Consider the following 26,007-nt stretch of genomic DNA (forward strand, 5'->3'; position numbering starts at 1 on the left):
TCGGTTTTCCCTTCAGCCGTTGAAAGAAATACATCTGCGATAAGCTTATGATGAGAGATTTCGATTTCTTGATCTCCTAATATATGAAGAAGTGCTTCATGTGAAACGGATCCAGAGGGTAAAGCAGCTATACGAATCATAAACGTACTTCTCCTTTAATTACATCCATGAATGAATGAGATTCTATATCATCATAGTATATTACACCTTCATTTACAGGCTTGAGCCACATTGCTTGTGCACTGATTCCTTGCGCTTGCATTGTATTTACCAGATATTGCTCCAGTTGTTCTTTTTGCACTGAATGACGATCTACAAAAGCGATCATTGTAGGTCCTGCTCCACTAAGTGCTATACCTAATGCTCCTTGCTCTGTAGCTTGCTCTAGTATCTGTTGCATGCCAGGTACAAGAGAAGCACGATATGGTTGATGTAGTCGATCTTGCATGCCTGTTTTGATCATGTCTAGTTTGCCTAATGATAATGCAGCTACCAATAAGGAGCTACGACTAATATTAAATATGGCATCTGCTACAGATAACCCGGTCGGTAATACTTCACGAGCTTTGGAAGTAGATAATTGAAATTCTGGAATAACAACTAATGTTTCCAAATCTTCTGGTGGAGTAATTTGGATGCAGTTAGCTTCTTGTCCATCCCATGTCGCTACTACTATACCTCCATATAAGGAAGCTGCTACATTATCGGGATGCTTTTCAATAGAAGTCGATATATTCAGAATATCTTTATCTGTTAAAGGAAAACCGATTAAAGCGTTAGCCGCACATAGTCCACCAACAAACGCTGATGCACTACTTCCTAATCCACGCGTCAGTGGAATGTCAGAGTACATTGTGATTTCTAAGTCCGGGATAGTTACTTGTGCTTTTTGAAAAACCAATTGTGCCATTTTATAGATCAGATTGCTTTTGTCTGTCGGAATACCATAAAGCTCATCACCTAGTAATGTAATTTTGGTCTCGGTAGACACTTTCATCTCGATCCAAGAATATAGATTAACTGCCATTCCTAATGTATCAAATCCCGGCCCTAAGTTAGCAGTACTTGCTGGTACAGCTACACGTACTGTATGGTTCTGCCATTGTTCTTGTTTAGTGTCTTGCTCTATCATAATCTATGACTCCTTACTTCAAATGTATTCCACGAATCGGTAGACAATTAAATATCTTCTACACGATATACACTTTTGATTCGTTGAATAACATCCAACTGTTCAAAATGTTTAAGTACTTTGTCCATATTGGCTTTGCTTGCTTTGTGAGTGATGATAATAATCTCTGCATCTGGATTATGTTCATTAGGTTGTTGAACAACAGAAGCTAAACTTACATCGTATTCTGCAAAAATCTGTGTAATTCGAGCGAGTACCCCTGCTTTATCATCTACATGCAGCAAAATGAAGTTTTTATAAAAGATTTGTTCATCGCTTTGTAGTTTCTTCGTCTTATAAGGCACAATCGCTTTGAGTCCATTTACACCTAATTTAAGATTTTTGATTACAGCGATAAGATCAGCTACGATGGATGTGGCTGTTGGTAATTCTCCTGCGCCTGCTCCATAGAACATCGTTTCCCCTACAGATTCACCATGTACTACTACAGCATTAAACACACCATTTACAGAAGCGATCGGATGAGACTGCTTAATCATTGTTGGTTGCACACTGATTGTAATATGTTCATCTTGGCGATCGGCGATACCGATTAGCTTCATTTCATAACCCAAATTTTTGGCATACGTAATATCGTCTTTGGTTACCGAAGAGATACCTTTGACACTTACGTCACTCAAATCTACATTTGTACGGAATCCGAGTGTACCGAGAATAGCCATTTTGCGTGCAGCGTCCAATCCTTCTACATCACCTGTAGGATCAGATTCTGCATACCCTAATTCTTGAGCTTCTTTAAGCACATCTTCATAGGAAGCTCCTTCTTGACTCATCTTGGTTAAAATATAGTTGGTTGTTCCATTAACGATACCCATGATTTTGATAATACGATCAGAAGAGAATCCTTCGATCAATGTACGAATAATAGGTATACCACCTGCCACACTGGCTTCATAGAAAACATCGCATTGCTTTTCTTGAGCTTTGGCTAAAATCTCTGAGCCATGCAGTGCCATTAAATCTTTATTAGCTGTTACGATATGTTTGCCAAGATTTAAAGCTTCTAATATATATTCTTTGGTCTGTTCAATGCCACCCATTACTTCTACAATCACATCAATCTCAGGATCACGAATAACTTCCCATGGATCTTCTGTAAGTTTGGACGGATCAATTTCGATATTGCGTAGCTTATCTATATTTTTTACAGCTACTTTACCAATCAGAATAGGCGATCCTACCTGACTGCTTAGATCTTCTTGATTTCCTTCTACGATACGCACAACTCCTGTACCTACTGTACCGAGTCCAAGCAATCCTACTTTTACTGGTTTCATATGTTGTTTCCCTCCTGGAACTATTCATTAGCAAGCTTTTATTATAGGATATTTATTTTATTGTAGCTTATCCTATATTGCTTCTAGATTAAAGTAGATTCACTGATAAGATTATCCTTGACCGGTAATCCGAATTTGTTTGACACCCGGAACATTTTCCATTGCTTCTACCATCGTTTCTAAATCTTCTGTTAAGCGAGAAATCTCTACAGAGAGTACCACATTCGCTCGACCTTGAAGAGGAATACTTTGATGAATCGTTAATACATTTCCACCGTACTCTGCCATCAGACCCAGTACATGAGACAAAATACCGGAACGATGCTCTAAATCAAATGAGATCGTAATAATCTGATCTTTTTCCAAACGGTTAAGCGGATGAATCCCATCTTTGTATTTATAAAAAGCACTCCGGCTTAAACCAACTTTTTCGACTGCTTCGTTAATCGTCCGAGTCTCTCCAGCAGCAAGCAGTTCTTTCACACGCATCGTTTTGATCACTGCTTCTGGTAAAATATCTTCTCGAACTAAATAATAGCGCTCTTTCACAACGTCCTCTCCTCAAAGACTCATGTATTCGTATAGTGGACATTATAAAGTAACCATTCGTGTTAGGCAACTATATTACGAAGAAAGGTCATTTTGTACAACTTTTTTAATATTATTTCCTTACCTATTTTATATAGTAAAACGATTAGCTTTCTTCTAAAATCATAACAAAAAAACCGAACATGATGATCCATGTCCGGTTTTTGATATTGATATAGATTGGGTTTAGAAGTAACTACTACCTTCAACAAATTCAAATTCAAGCTCACCGATACGTACTAATGTGCCATCTTTCGCACCACGTTGACGAAGTTCGCTATCTACACCCATATGACGAAGTGTGCGTCCTAATTTGAGAATAGCATCATGAGAGTTCAACTGCATCCGTTTCATCATGTTCTCAATTTTGGCACTTTCCACAACAAAAGTATCGTTCTCGCGACGAATAATAAAGCCATCGTCTTCTTTCTTTTCTAACGTGTACACTTTACGTTCAGCAATTTGTTCTACTTCTTCTACCGCTACTGCATCTGGTAATTTATCAAGCATATCGACTGTTTTGTAAAGCATTTCTTGAATACCATCACGAGTCAACGCAGAAATAGGAAGAATTTCAATATCTGAACGAACTTCACGTACTTTTTTAGAGAATTCTTCTAAGTTTTCTTGAGCTTGTGGATCGTCCATTTTATTAGCTGCAATAATTTGTAGACGATTTTCAAGTTCTGCATTATATAGTTTTAATTCTTCGTTGATTTTCTGCCAGTCCTCAAATGGATCGCGTCCTTCTGAACCGGACATATCTACCACATGAATAATTACACGCGTACGTTCAACATGACGTAAAAATTCATGTCCAAGCCCTATGCCTTCATGTGCACCTTCAATCAATCCAGGTAGATCAGCCATCACAAAACTGCGTCCATCTCCTACATCAACTACACCCAAGTTCGGAGTGATTGTTGTAAAATGGTATGCGCCAATTTTGGGCTGAGCAGCAGATACTACAGATAACAGTGTAGATTTACCTACACTTGGAAAGCCAACTAATCCTACATCAGCCATTACTTTAAGTTCAAGTACGATATAACGTTCTTGTCCTTCTTCACCATTTTCAGCGATTTGAGGAGCTGTATTCGCTGCTGTAGCAAAACGAACGTTACCACGTCCGCCACGTCCACCTTTAGCAATAACGATCTCTTGACCGTGACGGGTCAAATCTGCAATCACTTCGCCTGTATCATCATTCAAAATCACTGTACCTGGAGGAATACGAACAATCGTATGTTCTGCATTCGCACCATGCTGACTTTTATTACGACCTTTAACGCCACGTTCGCCTTTGAAATGACGTTGGTACCGGAAATCCATCAATGTTCGCAAACCTTCATCTACACGAAAAATGACATCTCCACCACGTCCACCGTCGCCACCTGCCGGGCCGCCATTAGGTACATATTTTTCACGACGGAAAGAGATAATACCATCTCCACCGTCACCGCCTTTTACATAAATCTTCGCTTTATCTACAAACATGATTACACCTCTAATTTTTAGAATCCACTAACACTTGCAGAGAAATGGAGGCAGGATCTTCTTCCGTTCGAGTTGCTGTGATCTGGGTGTCTTGAACAATCAAATCAATAGCTTCCCATACTCCATCAGGATTAGGATACTCTTCTTCTGGCTCAAATATAAAATGAACTGCTCCTTCATATTCGCTCACCATCAGAAATAGTGTGGGGCACTCACCCCAGGACGATCCACCAAATTGCTCATATGCAGAGACCGTCTCTTTGATGACTCGGGTCAATTCCTCACTCTGTTCCGTTCCCAATCGATCTGCAAGCGTGATTCCGTCATTTAATTCAACTTCTAATTGAATCGAACGATTCACCGCTTTAAAAGATTGTAAATAAAAAACAAGGGAATGAATACCCAGTTTGGAAACGCGACTCTCTGCTAGCATTTGCTCTTTAATTCTTTCAACACATTCGACTTGCTTATCACGTTTGCCCAATTGAACATAACCGTACAATAATTGGAGTTCATTCATCCAGTCATGCCGATGATGGCTTAAAGCATCAACTGCTACTGCATAGACTTCATCTAATTTTGTATGAGCTTGGTCAATGACTGCACGTTGTTTTTGATGTTCTGCTTGATACTGTTTCTTTTTCACAGCCATTTTGGATTGTCCGTTATGGTATTCTCCAAGTTGCACTTGCTCACGCTTTTCATAAAAACGACGTGTATATTGTACACCTTTTGCATAGGCTGCAACAATCCAGATGCCGAGTACGATGTAAGCAATCCAAGATTGCGTCCAATAAGCAATAATTAATGGGATGATAATAGAAATAAGTAAAAGCGTGGGTACTTGATTGGATTGCTTCATGGTTTCTCTCCATTCTTTCAATGGCTTTTTAACCAAGAACAAGTATAACATATAGCGCAGAATTTTATGACATTATTATACTAAAAATTACGTTAACGTCCAACTTATATGCAAATATAATAAGCCCCCGGCACATCAAGTACCGGAGGCTTATCTAATCTAACCTATCAGGTTTATGATTAATTTTCGATTGCTGCTGCTACTGGTGCAACGTCAACCGGGTAGACGCTCACTTTTTTACGGTCGCGGCCCCAACGTTCGAATTTAACAACGCCGTCCACTTTTGCAAATAGTGTATCGTCTTTACCGATGCCTACATTAGTTCCTGGGTGAATTTTTGTACCGCGTTGACGGAACAAAATATTACCACCAGTTACGAATTGTCCATCAGCACGTTTTGCTCCCAAACGTTTGGAGTGAGAATCACGTCCGTTTTTTGTGGAACCTACACCTTTTTTCGATGCGAATAACTGCAAATTAATTTTTAACATGTGGTCTACCTCCTTCTTACGAGATTGTGACTTGCTTTATTTTTATATACTTATCATATTCATCTTCAATTCCAATAAGAATAACCTGCATAGATTCAAGTAACAGTTGAATCTGTTCCATATTTGCATTTTCCGAAAGCTTCGGTAAACGCGCACTTAGAAACCCGTCTTTCATTCTTGATTTCATGACTACTCCTGTTAAAGCTTCAACTGAGTTCACTGTTCCGATTGTTATAGCGGAAACAGCAGCACAGACAATATCTTCACCAGGATCGGCATAACCGGCATGTCCTCGGGATGAAAAACCATCAATCGTACCATCTGGTCTACGTTCGATTCGCACGATAATCAATTACCGCACCTTCTTATGCCTGGATTTTTCCGATAGTTACTTTTGTATATGGTTGACGATGACCTTGTTTCACGTGATAGTTCTTCTTAGGTTTGTATTTGTAAACTACAACCTTAGCTCCTTTGCCGTGTTTCTCGACAGTCGCTGTTACAGAAGCACCTTCTACCAACGGTAAACCAGTTACCAAACCATCTTCTTTAGATACTGCTAGAACACGGTCGAAAGTTACGCTGTCGCCATCATTAGCGTCCAACTTTTCAATGAACAATACGTCGCCCTCTTGAACTTTGTATTGTTTACCACCTGTTTCGATAATTGCGTACATTTGAATTGCACCTCCTCATGTCTCAGACTCGCCTAATGCAGGTGTCATACGTTATACAACGTATAAGCTTGTGACCCCATCGGAGCGGTTACAGCATGTGAAAAGCTTATGAACCAGACACATACTTGACTATTCTATCACAGCCATTTTAAGAAATCAATCTTTTATCCATGATGCTATTTTACCGGTTCCCTGACAGACGGTACAGGTCTCATATGAAAAGCCACCTGTTTCTTCGCGAACTTTTTTACGAGTTAATTCTAAAAGTCCTAATCGTGTCCATCCAACAATATGCGTTTTGGTTCGATCTCTTTGTAAAATCTGCTCTAAAGCTTCTACTACTGATCGGCGATTAGCTTCATTATCCATATCTATAAAATCCACAATAATGATTCCGCCTGTATCCCGTAGCCGAAGCAATCGTGCAATTTCTGAAGCTGCTTGAAGATTAGTCTGCGTTACTGTATCTTCCAGTGTGATTCCACCTGTGAATTTACCTGTATTTACATCAATCACCGTAAAAGCTTCTGTCTGATCCCATACAATATAACCGCCACTTTGCAACCATACTTTACGTTGAAAATCACGATGCAATTGTTCGTGGATATTCATTGCATGGAATAAAGGTTCTTTCTCCGTATAAATAGATACCGGTGGTTGTACGCCAGCAGGAAGTAAGGTTTGCAGAAAATGAATAGCAGAAGTAGCTCGCTCTTGATTATCAATAATCAATTGATCTTGTAATGGATTAAATACATCGCGAATTAATCGTTCCACCATCCCTAGATCACGATGTAATTCTGCTGGAGCCGATTTCTGAACAAAAGATTCACGAATATGTTGCCAGTGTTGTCTTAGTGTATTCAGATCATTTGTAATGGCTTCGTCATTTTCTCCTTCAGCTACAGTACGTAAAATAAGCCCTTCTTCACCTTGCTTCAGATGTGAACCCAATTGACGTAATCTTGCCCGCTCTCCATCGGTACTGATCTTTTTGGATACAGCAATATAGTCAGCTTCCGGCATATAGACAATCCATCGCCCTGGCAATGAATAATGAGTGGTAATACGTGCCCCTTTGTTAGCATAAGGTTCTTTGGTCACCTGTACTAGTATTTCTTGACCGGGTTTTAATAGATCAGCAATACTTGGTTTGACTTTCGGTTGTTTATCTAAATGAGCATGCAAAACATCATCAATATATAGAAAAGCATTTTTTTTCTGACCGATATCTACAAATGCAGCTTGCATCCCCGGCAGAACATTCATCACTTTTCCTTTATAAAAACTTCCAGCAATTCCGCTACCTGATGATTGTTCTGAAGCAAATTCTACTAATTTACTATTATCAAGCAGTACCATACGTGTATCTTTGACACCACAGTTTACAATCATTTGCTTCACTATATGTTCCACCTCTATCTCTCATCAAGGCTACTATTTATCTAACGAACCTTATACGTTCCCTTGATGTCTAGACGTTATCTGTAAGTAAAAAGTTTCATCATCACTATAGTGTTAACAAAAAACCGGCACCTTCCGGTACCGGCTATTCTAATTCGTATTTTTCTTGATAAATCTTAATACTAAGGACAAGCCCGATACTAAACATATTCAAAAGCAATGAAGTACCGCCGTAGCTAATAAATGGTAACGTGATTCCTGTAATAGGCATCAGACCAATCATCATACCCACATTTTCAAAAATCTGAAATACGAACATGCTGACAATTCCGATAATAATATATGAACCTCGCCGATCATAACATTGCAATGCAATCAAAATCATCCTATAAATGAGTAAGAAATACAAAAGTAATAATATAGATGCTCCGATAAACCCAAATTCTTCACCAATAACGACAAAGATAGAATCTGAATACGGATAAGGTACAAATTTATTATTTTTTAATTGTCCATTCATATAACCATCGCCTAGCAAACCGCCTGATCCTACAGCAATCAATGCATAACTAGATTGATGCTTATCATCATCTGAAGCCTGGGCTGGATCTATAAATGTATTGATGCGTTGATACCAGTGCAACTTACTATGGCTTTCTAAGTAATCATGAATCTGTGTATTAAATGTAGTAAACATCACTACAACCAATATGAGTCCACCTACAATTGTCGTTAATCCAATGAGTACATGGGTATATTTGGTGTTACCGATCCACAACATACCTACCAGTATAATAAGATAGATAATCGCATTTCCCAAATCGGGTTGAATCAATACAATCAGAAAAGGTACCAATGCAATAAAAGCCGTTGGTATCAGATCAGAACGAAATCGAAGAGGATCTCCGTCTCTTTTACTTAACATATGAGCCATCGTTAAGATAAGCACAATTTTGACCATTTCGGCAGGTTGAAATTGTAACCCTCCTGGAAAAGCATACCAGCTTTTGGCACCATTAATCTCTGAACCAAACGGATACAATAACAACAGCGAAAGTAAACCTAAGCCATATAAATACCAGTGTTTGCGTAATAAGATGCGATAATCAAATATGCTGACTGCAAATAAAACGATAAACCCGATGACATAGAAAATGATCGTCCGCGTATCATAGCCCTGAAATTTGGGATCAGGAGCAATTGCACTGCGCACGATCAACGTGCTAAACACCATAAAAACAACGAGTAAAGTAATAATACCCAAGTCTAGCTTTTTTAGCTTGTTAAGCAAAATCGATCAACCCATTCCAAAAAACTTCTTAAAGCGAGTGAATGCACTTTTCTTTTGATCCAGTGGCATCAAAGGAACTGTGTCACCTAAAATACGACGAGCAATATTACGATAAGCAATCGCTGCTTTGGATTCAGGATTCATTACTGTAGGTTCCCCTGAGTTGGCAGCTTTGATCACCATTTCATCATCCGGTACAACACCTAAAAGATCAATATTCAGCACTTGTAATACTTCATCAATATCCAGCATATCTCCTGATTTGACCATACTTTGACGAATACGGTTCACAATCAATTTGGGTGCTGTAATATGTGAATTTTCAAGTAATCCGATTACTCGATCTGCATCTCGAACAGAAGCATTTTCGGGCGTTGTCATAACGATCGCTTGATCTGCACCTGCAATCGCATTTTTGAATCCTTGCTCTATACCTGCCGGGCAATCAATCACTACATAGTCAAAGTCTTTTTTGAGCTCTAAAATTATTTCTTTGACTTGTTCTGGTGATACAGAATTTTTATCTTTTGTTTGCGCAGCTGGAAGCATATATAACTCATCAAACCGTTTATCTTTGACTAATGCTTGATTTAACCGACAACGACCATCCGCTACATCACAAAGATCATAAATAATCCGGTTTTCCAGCCCCATTACAACATCCAGATTACGTAAACCGATATCTGTATCGACTAGACAGACTTTTTTACCAAGAAGCGCGAGCGCGGTACCTATATTAGCAGTAGTGGTTGTCTTTCCAACTCCGCCTTTGCCTGAAGTGACGACAATAGCCTCTCCCATGTACTACACCCCTTTGAACACATTGAAATCCCGACCAAGTCGAGCAATATTAGCCATTTTATCAATCTTCATAATTCCGTCCTGCAAATAAGCAAATTCCATATGAGATTCTCGACTTTCACCTTCATCTGGCGGGCGACTAATCATATCCGCGATCCGAATCTGTGTAGGTGAGAAAAAAGAAGCAGCGATTACAGCCTGTTCATTACCATCTATACCTGCATGAGCCATTCCGCGAAGTGCTCCCAAAATATAGATATCACCTGTACTAATAATCGTACCTCCTGCATTAACATCGCCTAGAAATAGAACGGTTCCTTCATGCTCAAGTACCTGACCGGAACGAATCATACCACTGATCGTTTTGACCATATGTTTTTCTGGCAAAGGTGCTACTACAGGTTCCTCATGCGGAGAATCAAATGAACGAACAATCAGATTTCCTTTTTGACTAAGTATATCTAACAATGTATCTTTTTGTTCATCTGTAATTTCCCGTTTCCCTAATTTCATATCAATATGAACTAGCGGGCCTGTTAAAATATTTTGATGACTATGTTCCAGCTTATACGTCAGCTCTGTTACAAGGTCATTAAATTCACATTGATCATCAAATTGAAAAATCAATCCATCTTTGATTCCTTTGATGGTTACATATCTTGATGATTTTACAGCCATTCACCTGTCACCCCCACCTTACTATCAGTTCGTGCTAGTCGCGGGATTTTCCTGCTTCATCCGCAAATTAAGCAGGAACTGAATGTCTCTGCATGTGGGAATATTATACGTTTACTCATCTTCGGCAGCCCGTTTACGCAACTTGGCTACTTTCTCCAGTTGACGACGAACAGGTACAAACACCAGCAAAGCAAATATAAAATGAAGCAGCAAATTCGGGAACATATAATGTCCTAACGCCCAACTGTAAGGTTCTCTAGTTAAACCAAATACCAAATAAAGTCCATACAGCATATTATCCAGTAACAAACTACCGATTAATACCACTGTCATCATTAGTGGATATGGTGCTCGAGGAGATTGGAACAGCAGCCCTAATACATAAGCAGACAATCCCATAGAGAACGAATAAGCACCAATCATATCACCGTAAAATACAACATCATGCAATAATCCAAACACCAATCCTAGCACAAGCGCTGTATGACGATGATAATAAACTGTTACAAACAAAATTAAAATATACGCTAAATGTGGAATCAATCTAGTATGCAATACATCTGGAATCAGCCATGGCACAATGGTTGATTCACAGACAAATACTAGAAATAACAACAACAGCAATACGATACGACGTACCATTATTCCTGAGTCTCCTTGGTGTACACTACAAATACTTCTTTCCAGTCTTTAAAGTCTGCCGCTGGTTGAATTGTAGCTGTATTGGTCAATCCAAAATCACCAACTTGACGACTAACGACTTTACCAATAATCATGCCACTTGGAAATAATCCACCACTACCAGATGAAACGATCTCATCGCCTTTTTTGAGCGGATCATTTTCTTTAATTTGTGTCATTGTGAGCATACCTGTTGCTTTATCATAGCTTTCTATCATGCCGAAAGATTCATTTTCTTTACCTACTACAGTTGCAGCAATCGCTTTGGAATTAGAATCCAGTGGATCAAGTGTCGTTAACAGCTTCACTGTTGAATGGAACGGACTTGTCTCACTAATAATTCCAACCATACCTTCTGTGGAAATAACAGGCATATCTTTACGTACCCCATCATTTTGCCCCAGATCAATCACAATCGTTCCTGTATCTGCATCTGTATCGACACTCGTTACATTTGCAATACGAAGATCAAATTGGTTTTGAGCAAGTTGCTGTTGTGTAAATTTAAGATCTTCTTTATAACGCTTATTGTCCTGTACTAATTTGTTATAACTAGCTTGTTGCAGTAAATACTGCGCCGCTGTTAACTTCAACTCTTGGTTTTCCTCGTAAAGGTTGTTCAAGTTGCCGATATCTTCAAACAAGCCCGCCATGTAAGAAGCGGGCTTGTAAAACACACCTTGAACAAAACCAACAGTATCACGGACGAACTTCTCAGGCCAGGACAAAGATGTACGATTCGTCAACGTAAATCCCATTAAAGCGATAAATAAAATGAGTCCTACAAGCAGGATAAACAGTTTCTTGTTACCCAGCAGCTTAAACAGTTTCAACACCCTCTTAATTAACGGTTTTTCTTTCCCTAGCAGGGGTTGACCATACCTGGCCGAAAATTAGCGTTTTGAACGAAGTGACGAACTACTACGTGATTTGAACAGGTGGATATTCTCCAATGCTTTTCCTGTACCAATTGCCACACAATCCAAAGGATTTTCAGCAACGATTACAGGCATACCTGTTTCACCAGCAAGTAATTTATCCAGATTGCGAAGTAATGCTCCACCACCTGTTAATACGATACCGCGATCCATAATATCTGCTGCAAGTTCTGGAGGACATTTCTCCAAAGTTACTTTTACAGCTTCTACAATAGCAGCTACTGTATCTGACAATGCTTCAGCAATCTCGTCTGAAGTGATTGTTAATGTTTTTGGTAGACCACTTACAAGGTCACGACCACGAATTTCCATCGTTTCTACTTTTTCAAACGGAGTTGCAGAACCCACTTCCATTTTCAATTGTTCTGATGTACGTTCACCAATCATTAAGTTGTATTGACGTTTGATGTACTGGATAATCGACTCATCCATTTCATCGCCGGCTACACGTACAGAACGACTTGTTACGATACCACCAAGAGAAATAACAGCTACTTCTGTTGTACCGCCACCGATATCAACAACCATACTACCTGTTGGTTCCCATACTGGAAGATCAGCACCGATTGCTGCTGCAAAAGGCTCTTCAATCGTATAAGCTTCACGCGCACCAGCTTGTTTGGTTGCATCTTCAACAGCACGTTGTTCTACTGCTGTAATACCTGATGGTACACAAACCATTACGTTTGGATGTTGCGGGAACATCGAACGTTGTTTTTGCGCTTGACGTATAAAATATTTAATCATCGTAGCTGTTGTATCAAAATCAGCAATAACGCCATCTTTCATCGGACGAATTGCACGGATATTTCCAGGTGTACGACCGATCATTTTTTTTGCAGATTCTCCTACTGCTTCGATTGTATTCGTATCTGTACGAATCGCCACAACCGACGGTTCTCTGACAACAATACCTTTACCTCTTACATATACCAACGTGTTTGCTGTTCCTAAATCAATCCCTAAATCTTTTGAAAAGCCACCCAACATAACTATTAACTCCCTTTCTTCCTAAATCTCGACTATTATATTACATTAAGCCCTGTTCCTTCAAACTTACGAATTTCATATCACCAATCACAAGGTGATCCAGTACTTCAATTCCAATAATTTTGCCTGCATCTACAAGCCGTTTGGTCAGTGCTACATCTTCCGGGCTTGGTGTAGGATCACCACTAGGATGATTATGTGCAAAAATAACAGATGCACTACTACATTTGATCGCTGCTCGAAAAACTTCACGCGGATGAACAATAGACGCATTTAAACTACCCATCGACAATGTTTCCTGGGAAATAATATGATTCTTCGTGTTTAGAAACAGACATACAAAATGTTCTTTTTGAAGATATCGTAATTGTTCAATCAATAAATCAGCCGCATCACGCGGACTGCGAATAGCTTTGACTTCTTCTTTACCAGTACGAGTAATACGTCTACCTAACTCGATCCCAGCTTTGATCTGGATTGCTTTGGCTGTTCCGATTCCTTTGATCTCTGTTAATTCTTCAATACTGAGATCAACCAGTTGCCGGATACTGCCTACTTGACGCATAATTCGGTTCGCTAAATGCATCACCGATTCATCTTTTGTGCCTGTGCGCAGTAAAATCGCTAGTAATTCTGCATGACTAAGCGCCTCTGCACCGTAATTCATCATCCGTTCCCGGGGTCTTTCTTCCAGTGGAACATCACGTAAAAGGTACTGTGGCGCCTCCATTAATATGTTCCTCTTCTCCACGACAGATTCAAATAATCTGCACACCAAATTGTTCCAACATATCGCTCAAAAGTGATACAGGCAATCCGACGACTGTAAAATAACAGCCTTCTATTTTATCGATCAACGTCGAACCTAGACCTTGAATAGCATAAGCTCCAGCTTTGTCAGCAGGTTCACCGCTAAGTACGTATGATTGAATTTTGGAAGGGGTGAGCGGCTTCATATGTACAAGAGTTCGCCGGTATTCCACACGAGTTACGCCAGTAGAAGTATCAATACAAGCTACACTTGTGTAGACATAATGACTTCTTCCTTGCAAAGCATCTAACATCGCTACAGCTTCATCATGATCACGAGGCTTACCAAATATACGTTTATCCAAAACAACGATTGTATCGCTGCCTATAATAATGCTATCTGCTACCTCGGTTGTATAATGATGTTGAACAGCAGTAGCTTTGCGCAGTGCAAGCTCTTTGACGACTTGCTCTGGTGACCAGTCTTCAGGCACCGATTCGTCTGTATCACTGGGTAACACTTCAAATTCCAGTTGTAAAGAGGTCATTAATTCCTTTCTCCTTGGAGAAGCGGACGCCAAAATGAGACGGCGTGTTGATTCTCTGTTCATCGAAAGGTCCTCTCCTTTGTGTTAAAAGTCAGATTGGTTCTTTACAGTTTGCGATATGCCCAAATACTAGCAACAATACCGATCAAACTAAGTAGACTCACTTTGAAATGAATCTCGAGATGATAACGAATCATGTCTAAATTAGCGCTAGGCTCCCAATCAATCGTTGTCGATCGCGTGAGAAAAGATACCATCGCTACAGGTTCAAGTAAAGTGGCTACCCATGTGCCAATAAACCAGCCTAGCAATAAAAATAAAATAAGCATACCTGCATTCTTTTTCATTCTTATTTCTCCTGCCTTTAATTTGACACTTCATCATTATACGTTTATTCCCACATCAATACAAACAAAAATGAAAGTAACAATTTTTTGTAACTTATCGCCTTCATTTCGCAAACATTTTGTTATTATTCCAGTTAAAAAGACTGTCCGGAGACAGCCTTTTTTATCACATTACTCTATTTTCTCCGTGGCTTGCAAATCAGCAGCAAGTGCTTCTGCGACTTTCCATATATCGCCTGCACCCATAGTGATAACAAGATCGCCGGGTTGAATACGAGTAGATAAGTCTGCAATAATATCTTCTTTTTGTGCGATATAACGCGCACCTGCATTACTATTTTGCTTAATCAGTTCAACCAGACGTGCAGAGTTAATACCTTCAATCTGCTTTTCTCCTGCTGGTGAATAGATATCAGCAATAATGACTTCGTCAGCTCCTGTAAAAGCACGACTAAAAGCATCTAACAAAAAGAATGTGCGTGAATAACGTTGCGGTTGGAAAACAGCAATCACACGTTTGCCTGTTGCTTGAGCTGCCACAATCGTCGCTTCGATTTCAGTAGGATGATGAGCATAATCGTCAATGATCAAAATGTCTCTAGCATCACCGACCACCTGAAAACGACGCTTAGCGCCATGGAATTGAACGATCGCTGCTGCAATCGCTGTAAATGAAATTCCTGCTTCCAAACATGAAATTACAGTTGCCATCGCATTATATACATTATGCAGTCCTGGCACAGATAATTCAATCCGACCCAAATCTGCTCCTTGATATTGCATAGTAAAGGAAATTTTACGATCACCGGGTTGAATATCTGTCGCTGTATAATCATTTTGTGCTTCTACACCATAAGTGATCGTTGTGCCTTCGATATTCGGTATAATTTCGCGAATATTTTCATCATCACCACAAACGATAGCTTTACCACCCGCTTGTAATTGACTTAAAAATTGCACGTAGGCTGCTTTGAGATTAGCAAAGTCACCATCATAATTTTCAAGATGATCGGCTTCAATATTGGTTACTACAGCGATAGCAGGATGGTATTGTAAAAAAGTACCGTCACTTTCATCGGCTTCTGCAACTACATAGTCGCCTTTACCTGCTTTGGCATTCGTACCCAGGTTAACGATTTCTCCACCGATAATATACGTTGGATCGGTATCACATTCTTCCATCACCAGTGCAATCATCGAAGAAGTAGTTGTTTTGCCATGAGCACCTGCTACAGCTACACCTTTACGTTCATTAAGCAATCTTGCTAACATTTCAGAACGATGGATCACTGGAATATCAAGACGCTTCGCTTCTACCCATTCCGCATTATCATCAGATAGTGCTGTAGAATAGACTACCAGATCAGCACCATGAACTTGTTCTGTCGCATGACCTATATGAATGACTGCTCCTTTTTGTTGCAATTTCGCTGCTAACGCGCTCATTGCCATATCGGAACCTGTTACTTTGTATCCCATTTCAAGCATAACACGGGCGATGGCACTCATACCGTACCCACCAATCCCGATAAAATGTACATGTTCTGTCTTATTCATCTGACTCACCAGCCCTTTTCAGAATCGGTTTGATGCAAAAGAGTCGCTCTTACATCCGAAATTAAATACAGTGTTCCGGTTACGACCCCTAGATCTTCCCGTTCTGTTCGTGATTGAAGCAACTGAATACCTTGCCGCCAGTCACGCTCCACTATAACATTTACTTCTGTTCTGTTCATTTCTTGTTGTAATCTGATCACTAATTGTGCCAATTGATCTGCATCCATTTTGCGTCGAAAATCGGGTTCTGTCAAAATAATTGTATCTGCAATTGATAATAGATGTCTAAATACAGGCTCATGATGCTTGTTTTCTAACATGCCGACAAGCATATGAAGCTTCTTGTAATGATAAGTCTGCGGTATACTTTTGACAAGCATTGCTACTCCTTCAGGATTATGTGCTCCATCCAGTACAATCGTTGGCTCACCCGGGCATTTTCTCTAAGCGTCCTGCCCAAAAAGTATGTCTAAATCCCTTCAGCAACAGCTCATCATCCAATACAAAAGCTGAATATTGACGCAGTACTTCTAACGCCATCATCGCTACACCTGCATTGGTACATTGATGTTCTCCTTGCATAGAGATCGTAATATCGATTTCACGAAAAAGACCTTTGTAACGGAACGTTTGCTCCGCTTCATCGCCAGATAGACGTTCTGCTGTGTATTGTTCACCTGCTAAATAAAGCGTTGATTTGCAAGCTGCTGCTTTAGCACGAAGTACTTCGATCACTTCCGGTTGATCTACACTGCTCACTACAGGTACGCCCGGCTTGATAATACCGGCTTTTTCACTAGCAATCTGCTCTAATGTATCTCCTAGAATATCAGTGTGATCATAGCCTACATTTGTAATGACTGACAATATTGGATGAACAATATTGGTTACATCCATTCGTCCACCAAGACCTGTTTCCCAGATCACCACATCAGGATAACATTCTTCAGCAAAGTACAAAATGGCAAGTGCTGTTGATACTTCAAACATCGTTGGTGATCCCAAATCTGTTGTTGCCATTTGCTCCACTAAAGGATATAGACGATTAGCTAAGCGACACAATGTCTCTTCTGGAATATCTATACCGTTATATTGAAAACGATTGGTGAATTTGGTGATATACGGCGATGTAAATGTACCGACATCATAGCCGCATTGTATCAAAACACTTGTTAAAAAAGCACACGTGCTTCCTTTACCATTCGTCCCTGCAACATGTACAAATTTAAGCTTACGATGCGGGTTATTCAATAACTCCATCAGACCTTCAATACGAGATAACCCCGGACGAATCCCAAAAGGAATCAGACTATTTATCCATTCAACAGCTTGCTCATAAGTGTGAAAAGGGGCTTGATGCCCCTCTGATGTTCCATGTTCCATCCTGTTCACCTTACCCTTTCAATTCTGCGATTCGGGCAAGAACTTTTTCACGTTTTTCCGAATAATCGGCTTGTTTAGCACGTTCTTCTTCAATCACTTTAGCAGGTGCTTTAGCTACAAAGCCTTGATTAGCTAACTTTTTATCAACACGTTCAACTTCAGAAGTTAAAGTCGCTACTTCTTTTTCCAGACGAGCGATTTCCTGACCGATATCAAGCAGACCCGCAAGTGGTAAATACAACTCTGCGCCGGTAATAATCGCTGTCATCGCTTTATCCGGTGCTGCTAGATCCAATCCAGATTGATACTCAGAAGTGTTGCTGAAGCGACGAATATATCCTTCGTTGGATTGAATAATATCCAATGTTTTTTGGTCTTTGGCTTTAACCATCAATTCGATTTTTTTGCTCATCGGTACATTCACTTCTGCACGAATATTACGAACAGCACGAATCAAGTCGATCAACAAATTCATTTCTTCTTGCGCAGCTTTGTTTTCTAAAGCCGGATCAAATTCAGGCCAAGCTGCAAGTGTAATTGTATTGCCTTCATGCGGCAAATGTTGCCAGATATCTTCTGAAATAAATGGCATAAATGGATGAATCATGCGCAATGTACGATCCAACACATAAGCTAATACCGATTGCGTTGTTTTCTTCGCTACTGCATCTTCACCATATAGTGACAACTTAGCAATTTCGATATACCAATCACATAGATCATCCCAGATAAAGTTATACAATAGGCGACCTGTTTCACCAAATTCATATGAATCGATTAGACGTGTAATATCACGTGCTGTTTCGTTCATACGATGTAGTATCCAGCGATCTGCTGTACTAAGATCACCACTCAAGTCGATATCTTCATAACGGAAGCCTTCCATATTCATCAAAACAAAACGGGAAGCATTCCAGATTTTATTTGCAAAGTTACGTGCTTGTTCCACACGCTCCAGACGGAAACGCAAATCTTGTCCTGGTGTACTACTTGTAGACAACATATAACGCATCGCATCTGTACCATATTGCTCAATCACTTCAAGTGGATCAATACCGTTACCTAGCGACTTGGACATTTTCTGTCCATCCGCAGCACGCACTAAACCGTGCATCAATACGTCTTTAAATGGAATTTGATCTGTAAATTCAAGTGCTGTAAAGATCATACGAGATACCCAGAAATAGATAATATCGTATCCAGTTACAAGTAAATCAGTAGGATAATAACGTTTCAAATCTTCTGTTTCATCCGGCCAGCCCAGTGTAGAGAACGGCCATAATGCAGAACTGAACCATGTATCCAATACGTCTTCATCTTGACGTAATGTTTTACCTGCATGTTCAGGTAAATGACTTGGATCTTCTGTTGCTACAATAATTTCGCCTGTTTCTTCACAATGCCATGCTGGAATACGGTGTCCCCACCATAATTGACGGGAGATACACCAGTCACGTACATTTTCGATCCAGTTCAAATACGTTTTTTCAAAACGATCCGGTACAAAGTTAACACCTTCGCCTTCTTTTTGCGCTTTAATCGCAACATCAGCAAGTGGTTTCATTTTTACAAACCATTGTGTAGACAAATACGGTTCAACTACTGCGCCTGTACGTTCGCTGTGTCCTACTTGGTGTACATGATCTTCGATTTTGATCAAAACGCCTGCTGCTTCTAGATCTTTAACGATCTGTTTGCGACATTCACTACGATCTAATCCTTGGTATTGGGCTGCATTTTCATTCATCGTGCCTGTCTCATCCATGACTACGATCTGAGGCAGATCATGACGATGCCCCATTTCAAAGTCATTCGGATCATGAGCAGGAGTGATTTTTACAGCGCCACTACCGAATTCACGGTCAACATAATCATCAGCAATAATCGGAATTTCACGTCCGGTAATTGGCAACACTAGCATTTTACCAATCATATCTTTGTAACGTTCGTCTTTGGGATGAACGGCTACCGCTGTATCACCAAGCATTGTCTCCGGGCGAGTCGTTGCTACTACAATATGTCCGCTACCATCTTGAAGCGGGTATTGTAAATGATACAGATGTCCGTTCACTTCTTTGTATTCTACTTCGATATCTGATAAAGCTGTACGTGCTTCAGGGTCCCAGTTAATAATGTATTTACCACGATAAATGAGACCTTTGTTGTACAGCTTTACAAATACTTCACGAACCGCTTTGGATAAACCTTCATCCAATGTAAAACGTTCGCGTGAATAATCAAGAGAAAAGCCCATTTTCGCCCATTGCTCATGAATGTTAGCTGCGTATTTGTCTTTCCATTCCCATACTTTTTCTACAAACTTCTCACGTCCCAAGTCATGACGAGTGATACCTTCTGCACGCAGATTCTGCTCTACTTTGGTCTGTGTTGCAATCCCTGCATGATCTGCTCCTGGAAGCCAAAGCGCATCAAAACCTTGCATCCGTTTGGTACGAGTCATAATATCTTGCAATGTAAAATCAAGTGCATGTCCAATATGAAGCATACCTGTTACGTTAGGAGGTGGAATAACAATTGTATATGGCTTCGCATCAGGACGTTGCCCTGCTTTGAAAAAATCATTTTCCATCCAATAGTCATACCATTTACGTTCTGCCGATTTAGGATCATAAGTTGTCGGCATTGAAGTTGTTGCTTGATTCTCATGCGTATCTGCCATAGTAAATACCCCCATATTCGTAGTCATTTTGCTAAAATTCTCAATAAAAAAAGCCCTTCGTCTCAAAGGACGAAAGGACTTAGCTCTCGCGGTACCACCTTTGTTTCGTCCATGCATAAAAAAGCCTATGAACGACACTCCGAGGCAGATAACGGCTGCTACCGGTTTATTCTACCTTCAGTATCCATCTAATAGGTTTACTGAAATTCAAATAAACAACTCCCAGGCGACTTCGATCTACCGGATCCTATAGAACCTTTCAGCGCAACAGTTCTACTCTCTTGAGGACGATATAATCTACTATTCCCGTTCAAGGTTATTGAGATCATAAATAAATCAATATTTACTCCAAATCATACCCGTTGCTCCTATCAAAGTCAATAAAAAACCTGTCATAGAGCTGACTTAAAGGCGAGGTATGCCTGATTGATCCAATAATTCGATCATATCCTCAGGTAAAGGATCATTAACAGTCATTATTTCCTCTGTAAAAGGATGTTCAAATGTTAATTGTTCTCCATGAAGCGCCTGACGATAAAATTCTTGACTACCTCCATAAAGAACATCCCCGATAAGCGTATGACCGGCATCACTCATATGCACACGAATTTGATGAGTTCGTCCTGTTTCTAGTGTTAACCGCACAAGACTCGCTCTGGCTGAACTGTATATTTTCTCAATATGAGTAATCGCTTCTTGCCCTGTCGGAGACACCCGTCGACGCTGTTTGTGATGGCGATCTTTACCGATCGGTTGATCTATGATAGTTAATTGGTCACTTACTTTGCCCTGTACAATAGCTATATATTTACGATCAATCGTTTTAGAACGCATTTGCTCATCTAATTTGGATAAAGCAAATTCATTTTTGGCATATAAAACAGGGCCTGTGGTATCTTCATCCAGACGATGCACATGACGAACAGCACATTGCTGATTTGTTTGTTGATAATGATCGGCTACTACATTGGCTAATGTAATCGTTGGATCAGATGCTTCCGAAGGATGAACATTCATACCTGCTGGCTTATGCATCACCAGAACATAATCATCTTCATAGAGCACTTTCGCGCGATCATGTGGACGAGGATCAAATCCATAATCCATCGGTGGAAACAGACGAAGCCGAATATGCTCTCCGTCTATTTTCACTTCACCTTTGGAATGCAGTCGACCGATTAATTTCACCGGAACCGATACTTGTTCTAACCACTGCATCACCGCTTTGTGTCTGGCATTGCCTTCTGCCTGTAGAAGATCATGATCTGGCGTGATTTGTAACCATTCTCCATCTCTTATAGAACACTGAGCCAGAATAGAAGATGGCTTAGGATCGGATACATTCATCATGATTGCAAAGACTTCATCACTTCATAATGAGCTGCAAGCGTCTGTTCAATATCTTCATCACTATGAACACCCGATACAAACATACCTTCAAATGGAGACGGAGCTACACTGATTCCGCGATCTAACATGGCTCCAAAGTAACGTTTAAACATATCCATATCGCTAGCTTTGGCAGAATCATAATCTGTTACCGGACCTGCTGTAAAGAATGGACATACCATCGATCCTACACGATTGACAGTCAACGGAATCCCAAACTCAGCCGCATTCTTTTCAAATCCTGCTTGCAAACGAGCAGAAATTGTCTCCAAACGCTCATAAACTGCTGGAGTTAAAAGACTAAGTGTGGTGTACCCTGCTGCCATAGCCAGTGGATTACCACTCAATGTTCCTGCTTGATAAATAGGGCCTGTTGGCGCTACTTGCTCCATAATCTCACGTTTACCACCATAAGCACCTACAGGCAATCCACCACCGATGACTTTACCCAGACATGTCAAATCAGGTGTAACACCATAACGTCCTTGTGCACAATTCAAATCAACACGGAAACCTGTCATCACTTCATCGAAAATAAGCAAACTACCATATTGAGTCGTAATATCACGTAATCCCTGTAAAAATCCCGGTTGCGGTGGAACCACTCCCATATTTCCAGCAACAGGCTCTACAATAATACAAGCAATCTCTTCTCCAAAACGTTCAAACGCTAACTTTAGAGATTCCAGATCATTGTAAGGAACTGTAATCGTATTGGTTGCTACTGATTCAGGAACACCCGGACTATCAGGTAAACCAAGAGTAGCAACACCTGAACCTGCTTTGATCAGCAGACTATCGGAATGTCCATGATATGAACCTTCAAATTTCAAAATTTTATTGCGCTTTGTATATCCACGAGCAAGACGAATCACACTCATGGTCGCTTCTGTTCCTGAATTGACCATGCGTACAATATCCATTGATGGAACACGTTCTACGACAAGCTTCGCCATTTTTGTTTCCAGTTCAGTAGGTGCACCAAAGCTTGTTCCTTTGATTGCTGTTTCTTGGAGAGCACGCACCACATCAGGATGCGCATGTCCCATGATGAGTGGTCCCCAAGAGCCGATATAATCGATAAATACATTACCATCGATATCATACAATCTTGAACCTTCACCACGTTCAGCATAGATTGGTGTTAAGCCTACCGTTTTGAAAGCACGAACAGGGCTGTTCACGCCTCCAGGAATATATTGTTTTGCTTCTTCAAAAGCTTCTCGTGAACGCTCATCACGACGAACAGAATGAGTAGATTCCATGAGCAAATACCTCCATCAATCAATTTATTTGAGATTAAATTATTGTTCTTCACGCAACCAACGTACAACATCTTTGGAGAAATACGTGATAATCATGTCTGCTCCTGCACGTTTGAAGCCAAGCATCATTTCAGTTACAATCCCACGTTCATTAATCCAGCCATTTTGCGCAGCTGCTTTGACCATAGCGTACTCACCGCTTACGTTATAAGCCACCAATGGTAGATCAAAGTTCTCACGTACAGCACGCAATACATCCATATAAGCAAGAGAAGGTTTGACCATCAACATGTCTGCTCCTTCGGCTACATCACTTTCAGCTTCCCGTAATGCTTCACGCACGTTAGCAGGGTCCATTTGATAAGACTTACGATCACCAAATTGAGGTGCAGATTGAGCAGCCTCACGGAATGGGCCATAAAATGCTGAAGCATATTTCACAGCATACGACATAATCGGAATATCTTTGTATCCTGCTGCATCTAAGCCTTCACGAATCGCATATACAAATCCATCCATCATATTAGAAGGAGCAATAATATCTGCTCCTGCTTCTGCTTGAGAGACTGCTGTTTTGACTAACAATGCTAACGATTCATCATTATCGACTTCAGCTTCAATATGACCATCACATTCATGTGCATGTACAACACCGCAATGTCCATGATCGGTAAATTCACATAGACACGTATCTGCAACCACTAGCAGATTCGGATAATTAGCTTTAATCCAACGAGTCGCTTGTTGTACCAGACCATCTTGAGCATAAGCACCTGTACCTACACTGTCTTTCACTTCAGGAACAGCAAATAATAAGACTGCTGGAATGCCCAATTCAGCAATTTCTTGAATTTCTGCTTGCATAGTATCTAATGAGAAATTGTATACGCCAGGCATCGACGAAATTTCTTCTTTTACATTTGTGCCGTATGTTACAAATACCGGTTGAATAAAATCGCTTTTGTGCAAAATCGTTTCTCTTACCATGCTACGAATAGCAGGCGTTTTGCGAAGACGACGGTGACGTGAAAAGGGTTGACTCATAATCATATTCCTCCTTGAATGTATACATCATAAATAACAACATATTCTTACTACCCTAGATAAATAAAACCGACCAGCACTTGCAAGGTCGGCATATCTGATGTCGATCATCAATTTATAACTTAAACATCTATTAATACATCAGCATTCCAACGACAAAGCACATCTAGTAATCCTTCAATCGTTGCTTGTTCAGCCAATAATCCTACTTTGAGTCCTGCTTGCTCGGCTGTTAAAGCAGTCTGCGGTCCAATACAAGCAATCATCGAATGTTGCAATGCTTGTACAGGATCTTCAATGCCCATCTTTTTCAAAGCTGCTAAAAGATTAGTTACTGTCGAAGAACTGGTAAATGTAACAGCATGAATCGCTTCTTCCTCTAATAACTTACGTAACTCAATATCATCTTCTCCGACCATAACTGTCTCATACGTATCGATCTCGGTCACTTCTATATTCATCGTTCGAAGTGTATCCGGTAACCATGAGCGTGCTAGATCACCACGGGGTAGTAAAACATGCTGTCCGGCTTGTAGTTGACCTTCTAAGCTGTCTAACAAGCCTTCTGCTTGGAATTTCTCAGGCAAGGGCATAGCAGCAATCCCATGCAATCGTAGAGCTTCTAATGTAGCAGGACCGACAGCTACTATTTTGGCACGATACAATGCTCGAATATCTTGAGCATGTAGCTTCAAATGTTCAAAGAAGTACTCTACTCCATTAACACTGGTGAAGAATACCCAATCATATTTAGGCAAATTTGATAAAGCATTGGCGATATTTTGAGTGCTTTCTTCATCTACAGACAGCCTTGTCTCAATCACTGGATACTCATACGGTTCTCCGCCTAGCTCATCAATACGATTAACCAATTCACTCGCCTGACTACGTGCACGAGTTACCAAAATACGCTTACCGAATAGAGGCAAATCTTCTACCCATTTCAAATGCTCACGTTGATTCACCACTTCACCGACTACAATGACAGCAGGTGGTCTGAAGTTAGCAGCTTCTACTTTAGCAGCGATATCTTCAAGTGTACCGACCAGTGTCTCTTGTTCAGCTCGCGTTCCCCAACGAATCAAAGCGACAGGTGTAGATGTCGGTCGTCCATGCTTTATCAATTGCTCACTAATATAACCGATCTTAGCAACACCCATCATAAAGACAAGTGTTCCTGTAGCGTTAGTCACTTTATCCCAGTGAATACTTTGATCCAATTTATCTGGACTCTCATGCCCTGTAATAATAGATAAAGATGAAGCAAAGTCACGATGAGTGACCGGAATACCTGCATATGCAGGAACCGCAATCGAAGAGCTAATCCCCGGTACAATTTCATAAGGAATCTGATGTTGGCGTAGCAATTCAGCTTCTTCCGCTACTCTACCAAAAATCGTCGGATCGCCACCTTTTAGACGGACAACCGTTTTCCCTTGTAACGCCAGATCAACCAGCAACTGATTAATCTCTTCTTGCTTCATCGTATGTCGATCAGGCAATTTGCCTACATAAATTTTTTCTGCTCCTGGCTTGGCTTGCTTGAGCAACCGTGGACTTGCTAGACGATCATAGACTACCGCATCTGCAAGCCCTATGCATTCCCAGCCCCGAAGCGTAATTAACTTTAACGCTCCAGGACCTGCCCCCACCAAATACACTTTACCGGTCATACAC

The 26,007-nt window shown here is 40.4% G+C and carries 25 protein-coding genes, 1 pseudogene and 2 other annotated features (1 of these 28 cut by a window edge); all 26 genes and pseudogenes read right to left on the reverse strand.

The genetic code is table 11. The features are described from left to right. Positions 1–140, reverse strand: the 5' portion of a protein-coding gene (gene pheA / locus QE450_RS14235) for a prephenate dehydratase (RefSeq protein WP_307299980.1). Its footprint begins 739 nt before the window's first position; only the first 140 of its 879 coding nucleotides appear in the window; its start codon is at positions 138–140; its stop codon lies off the left edge, out of view. Next, on the reverse strand, positions 137–1,132 hold the full coding sequence (gene thrB / locus QE450_RS14240; protein ID WP_307299982.1) for a homoserine kinase: 996 nt from the start codon (positions 1,130–1,132) through the stop codon (positions 137–139). Before thrB ends, pheA begins: the two co-directional genes overlap by 4 nt. Before the next feature lie 47 nt (positions 1,133–1,179). Further along, entirely contained in the window at positions 1,180–2,469 is a 1,290-nt protein-coding gene (locus QE450_RS14245) for a homoserine dehydrogenase (protein WP_301263262.1), read from the reverse strand. Between the two features lie 111 nt (positions 2,470–2,580). After that, a complete protein-coding gene (locus QE450_RS14250; RefSeq protein ID WP_204826679.1) occupies positions 2,581–3,018 on the reverse strand; it encodes an ACT domain-containing protein in 438 nt (145 codons plus the stop codon). Positions 3,019–3,243: 225 nt separating this feature from the next. Further along, complete coding sequence (obgE, locus tag QE450_RS14255) at positions 3,244–4,554, reverse strand: GTPase ObgE (protein WP_273613368.1); 1,311 nt, start codon at positions 4,552–4,554, stop codon at positions 3,244–3,246. Positions 4,555–4,564: 10 nt separating this feature from the next. After that, complete coding sequence (locus QE450_RS14260; protein ID WP_307299989.1) at positions 4,565–5,416, reverse strand: Spo0B domain-containing protein; 852 nt, start codon at positions 5,414–5,416, stop codon at positions 4,565–4,567. 179 nt (positions 5,417–5,595) lie between these two features. Continuing rightward, positions 5,596–5,907 (reverse strand): 50S ribosomal protein L27, encoded by a 312-nt coding sequence (gene rpmA, locus QE450_RS14265; RefSeq protein ID WP_069325503.1) that lies wholly within the window; start codon positions 5,905–5,907, stop codon positions 5,596–5,598. Between the two features lie 16 nt (positions 5,908–5,923). Then, positions 5,924–6,259, reverse strand: coding sequence for a ribosomal-processing cysteine protease Prp (locus QE450_RS14270; RefSeq protein ID WP_301263264.1), 336 nt, complete (start codon positions 6,257–6,259; stop codon positions 5,924–5,926). A gap of 13 nt (positions 6,260–6,272) precedes the next feature. After that, entirely contained in the window at positions 6,273–6,584 is a 312-nt protein-coding gene (gene rplU, locus QE450_RS14275; RefSeq protein WP_204826684.1) for a 50S ribosomal protein L21, read from the reverse strand. 14 nt (positions 6,585–6,598) lie between these two features. Next, positions 6,599–6,684, reverse strand: a sequence feature (ribosomal protein L21 leader region). A 56-nt stretch (positions 6,685–6,740) separates the two neighbouring features. Beyond that, positions 6,741–7,988 (reverse strand): Rne/Rng family ribonuclease, encoded by a 1,248-nt coding sequence (locus QE450_RS14280; protein WP_307299998.1) that lies wholly within the window; start codon positions 7,986–7,988, stop codon positions 6,741–6,743. Positions 7,989–8,133: 145 nt separating this feature from the next. Beyond that, on the reverse strand, positions 8,134–9,279 hold the full coding sequence (locus tag QE450_RS14285; protein ID WP_274172036.1) for an FtsW/RodA/SpoVE family cell cycle protein: 1,146 nt from the start codon (positions 9,277–9,279) through the stop codon (positions 8,134–8,136). Positions 9,280–9,285: 6 nt separating this feature from the next. Continuing rightward, positions 9,286–10,080, reverse strand: coding sequence for a septum site-determining protein MinD (gene minD, locus QE450_RS14290; protein WP_273613373.1), 795 nt, complete (start codon positions 10,078–10,080; stop codon positions 9,286–9,288). A 3-nt stretch (positions 10,081–10,083) separates the two neighbouring features. Then, positions 10,084–10,758: a septum site-determining protein MinC gene (minC, locus tag QE450_RS14295; protein WP_274172035.1), complete on the reverse strand. Its 675-nt coding sequence runs from the start codon at positions 10,756–10,758 to the stop codon at positions 10,084–10,086. A gap of 111 nt (positions 10,759–10,869) precedes the next feature. Next, positions 10,870–11,400: a rod shape-determining protein MreD gene (gene mreD, locus QE450_RS14300; RefSeq protein ID WP_273613375.1), complete on the reverse strand. Its 531-nt coding sequence runs from the start codon at positions 11,398–11,400 to the stop codon at positions 10,870–10,872. After that, positions 11,400–12,272: a rod shape-determining protein MreC gene (mreC, locus tag QE450_RS14305; RefSeq protein WP_274172034.1), complete on the reverse strand. Its 873-nt coding sequence runs from the start codon at positions 12,270–12,272 to the stop codon at positions 11,400–11,402. Before mreC ends, mreD begins: the two co-directional genes overlap by 1 nt. Before the next feature lie 60 nt (positions 12,273–12,332). Next, complete coding sequence (locus tag QE450_RS14310; RefSeq protein ID WP_069325512.1) at positions 12,333–13,367, reverse strand: rod shape-determining protein; 1,035 nt, start codon at positions 13,365–13,367, stop codon at positions 12,333–12,335. 40 nt (positions 13,368–13,407) lie between these two features. Continuing rightward, on the reverse strand, positions 13,408–14,097 hold the full coding sequence (radC, locus tag QE450_RS14315; protein ID WP_204826691.1) for a RadC family protein: 690 nt from the start codon (positions 14,095–14,097) through the stop codon (positions 13,408–13,410). 28 nt (positions 14,098–14,125) lie between these two features. After that, positions 14,126–14,728 (reverse strand): Maf family protein, encoded by a 603-nt coding sequence (locus tag QE450_RS14320; protein WP_274172033.1) that lies wholly within the window; start codon positions 14,726–14,728, stop codon positions 14,126–14,128. 41 nt (positions 14,729–14,769) lie between these two features. Beyond that, positions 14,770–15,012, reverse strand: coding sequence for a DUF4321 domain-containing protein (locus tag QE450_RS14325; protein WP_273613378.1), 243 nt, complete (start codon positions 15,010–15,012; stop codon positions 14,770–14,772). A gap of 171 nt (positions 15,013–15,183) precedes the next feature. Beyond that, positions 15,184–16,569 (reverse strand): UDP-N-acetylmuramate--L-alanine ligase, encoded by a 1,386-nt coding sequence (murC, locus tag QE450_RS14330; RefSeq protein WP_307300007.1) that lies wholly within the window; start codon positions 16,567–16,569, stop codon positions 15,184–15,186. A 5-nt stretch (positions 16,570–16,574) separates the two neighbouring features. Beyond that, positions 16,575–17,952, reverse strand: a pseudogene (locus QE450_RS14335) (bifunctional folylpolyglutamate synthase/dihydrofolate synthase). A 10-nt stretch (positions 17,953–17,962) separates the two neighbouring features. Continuing rightward, a complete protein-coding gene (locus QE450_RS14340; RefSeq protein ID WP_307300009.1) occupies positions 17,963–20,632 on the reverse strand; it encodes a valine--tRNA ligase in 2,670 nt (889 codons plus the stop codon). A gap of 62 nt (positions 20,633–20,694) precedes the next feature. After that, positions 20,695–20,955 (reverse strand) — a binding site (T-box leader). 82 nt (positions 20,956–21,037) lie between these two features. After that, the gene (locus QE450_RS14345; RefSeq protein WP_307300012.1) at positions 21,038–21,982 is read right to left on the reverse strand and encodes an RluA family pseudouridine synthase; all 945 of its coding nucleotides are present in this window, start codon (positions 21,980–21,982) and stop codon (positions 21,038–21,040) included. Then, positions 21,979–23,286: a glutamate-1-semialdehyde 2,1-aminomutase gene (gene hemL, locus QE450_RS14350; protein WP_273613383.1), complete on the reverse strand. Its 1,308-nt coding sequence runs from the start codon at positions 23,284–23,286 to the stop codon at positions 21,979–21,981. The genes QE450_RS14345 and hemL overlap by 4 nt, the downstream gene beginning before the upstream one ends. A 39-nt stretch (positions 23,287–23,325) precedes the next feature. Continuing rightward, positions 23,326–24,330, reverse strand: coding sequence for a porphobilinogen synthase (gene hemB, locus QE450_RS14355; protein ID WP_307300019.1), 1,005 nt, complete (start codon positions 24,328–24,330; stop codon positions 23,326–23,328). 122 nt (positions 24,331–24,452) lie between these two features. After that, positions 24,453–26,003: a uroporphyrinogen-III C-methyltransferase gene (gene cobA, locus QE450_RS14360; RefSeq protein ID WP_274172027.1), complete on the reverse strand. Its 1,551-nt coding sequence runs from the start codon at positions 26,001–26,003 to the stop codon at positions 24,453–24,455. Between the last annotated feature and the right edge of the window lie 4 nt (positions 26,004–26,007).

It is taken from the genome of Paenibacillus sp. SORGH_AS_0306 (genome assembly GCF_030819345.1).
In the GTDB taxonomy this organism is placed as follows: domain Bacteria; phylum Bacillota; class Bacilli; order Paenibacillales; family Paenibacillaceae; genus Saccharibacillus; species Saccharibacillus kyungheensis.

Excerpts from the sequence above, each read along its gene's own strand:
- thrB (WP_307299982.1), bottom strand. The coding sequence starts at position 1,132 with ATGATAGAGCAAGACACTAAACAAGAACAATGGCAGAACCATACAGTA.
- QE450_RS14245 (WP_301263262.1), bottom strand. The coding sequence starts at position 2,469 with ATGAAACCAGTAAAAGTAGGATTGCTTGGACTCGGTACAGTAGGTACA.
- obgE (WP_273613368.1), bottom strand. The coding sequence starts at position 4,554 with ATGTTTGTAGATAAAGCGAAGATTTATGTAAAAGGCGGTGACGGTGGA.
- QE450_RS14260 (WP_307299989.1), bottom strand. The coding sequence starts at position 5,416 with ATGAAGCAATCCAATCAAGTACCCACGCTTTTACTTATTTCTATTATC.
- rpmA (WP_069325503.1), bottom strand. The coding sequence starts at position 5,907 with ATGTTAAAAATTAATTTGCAGTTATTCGCATCGAAAAAAGGTGTAGGT.
- rplU (WP_204826684.1), bottom strand. The coding sequence starts at position 6,584 with ATGTACGCAATTATCGAAACAGGTGGTAAACAATACAAAGTTCAAGAG.
- minD (WP_273613373.1), bottom strand. The coding sequence starts at position 10,080 with ATGGGAGAGGCTATTGTCGTCACTTCAGGCAAAGGCGGAGTTGGAAAG.
- minC (WP_274172035.1), bottom strand. The coding sequence starts at position 10,758 with ATGGCTGTAAAATCATCAAGATATGTAACCATCAAAGGAATCAAAGAT.
- mreD (WP_273613375.1), bottom strand. The coding sequence starts at position 11,400 with ATGGTACGTCGTATCGTATTGCTGTTGTTGTTATTTCTAGTATTTGTC.
- QE450_RS14310 (WP_069325512.1), bottom strand. The coding sequence starts at position 13,367 with ATGTTGGGTGGCTTTTCAAAAGATTTAGGGATTGATTTAGGAACAGCA.
- radC (WP_204826691.1), bottom strand. The coding sequence starts at position 14,097 with ATGGAGGCGCCACAGTACCTTTTACGTGATGTTCCACTGGAAGAAAGA.
- QE450_RS14320 (WP_274172033.1), bottom strand. The coding sequence starts at position 14,728 with ATGAACAGAGAATCAACACGCCGTCTCATTTTGGCGTCCGCTTCTCCA.
- QE450_RS14325 (WP_273613378.1), bottom strand. The coding sequence starts at position 15,012 with ATGAAAAAGAATGCAGGTATGCTTATTTTATTTTTATTGCTAGGCTGG.
- murC (WP_307300007.1), bottom strand. The coding sequence starts at position 16,569 with ATGAATAAGACAGAACATGTACATTTTATCGGGATTGGTGGGTACGGT.
- QE450_RS14340 (WP_307300009.1), bottom strand. The coding sequence starts at position 20,632 with ATGGCAGATACGCATGAGAATCAAGCAACAACTTCAATGCCGACAACT.
- QE450_RS14345 (WP_307300012.1), bottom strand. The coding sequence starts at position 21,982 with ATGATGAATGTATCCGATCCTAAGCCATCTTCTATTCTGGCTCAGTGT.
- hemL (WP_273613383.1), bottom strand. The coding sequence starts at position 23,286 with ATGGAATCTACTCATTCTGTTCGTCGTGATGAGCGTTCACGAGAAGCT.
- hemB (WP_307300019.1), bottom strand. The coding sequence starts at position 24,330 with ATGAGTCAACCCTTTTCACGTCACCGTCGTCTTCGCAAAACGCCTGCT.
- cobA (WP_274172027.1), bottom strand. The coding sequence starts at position 26,003 with ATGACCGGTAAAGTGTATTTGGTGGGGGCAGGTCCTGGAGCGTTAAAG.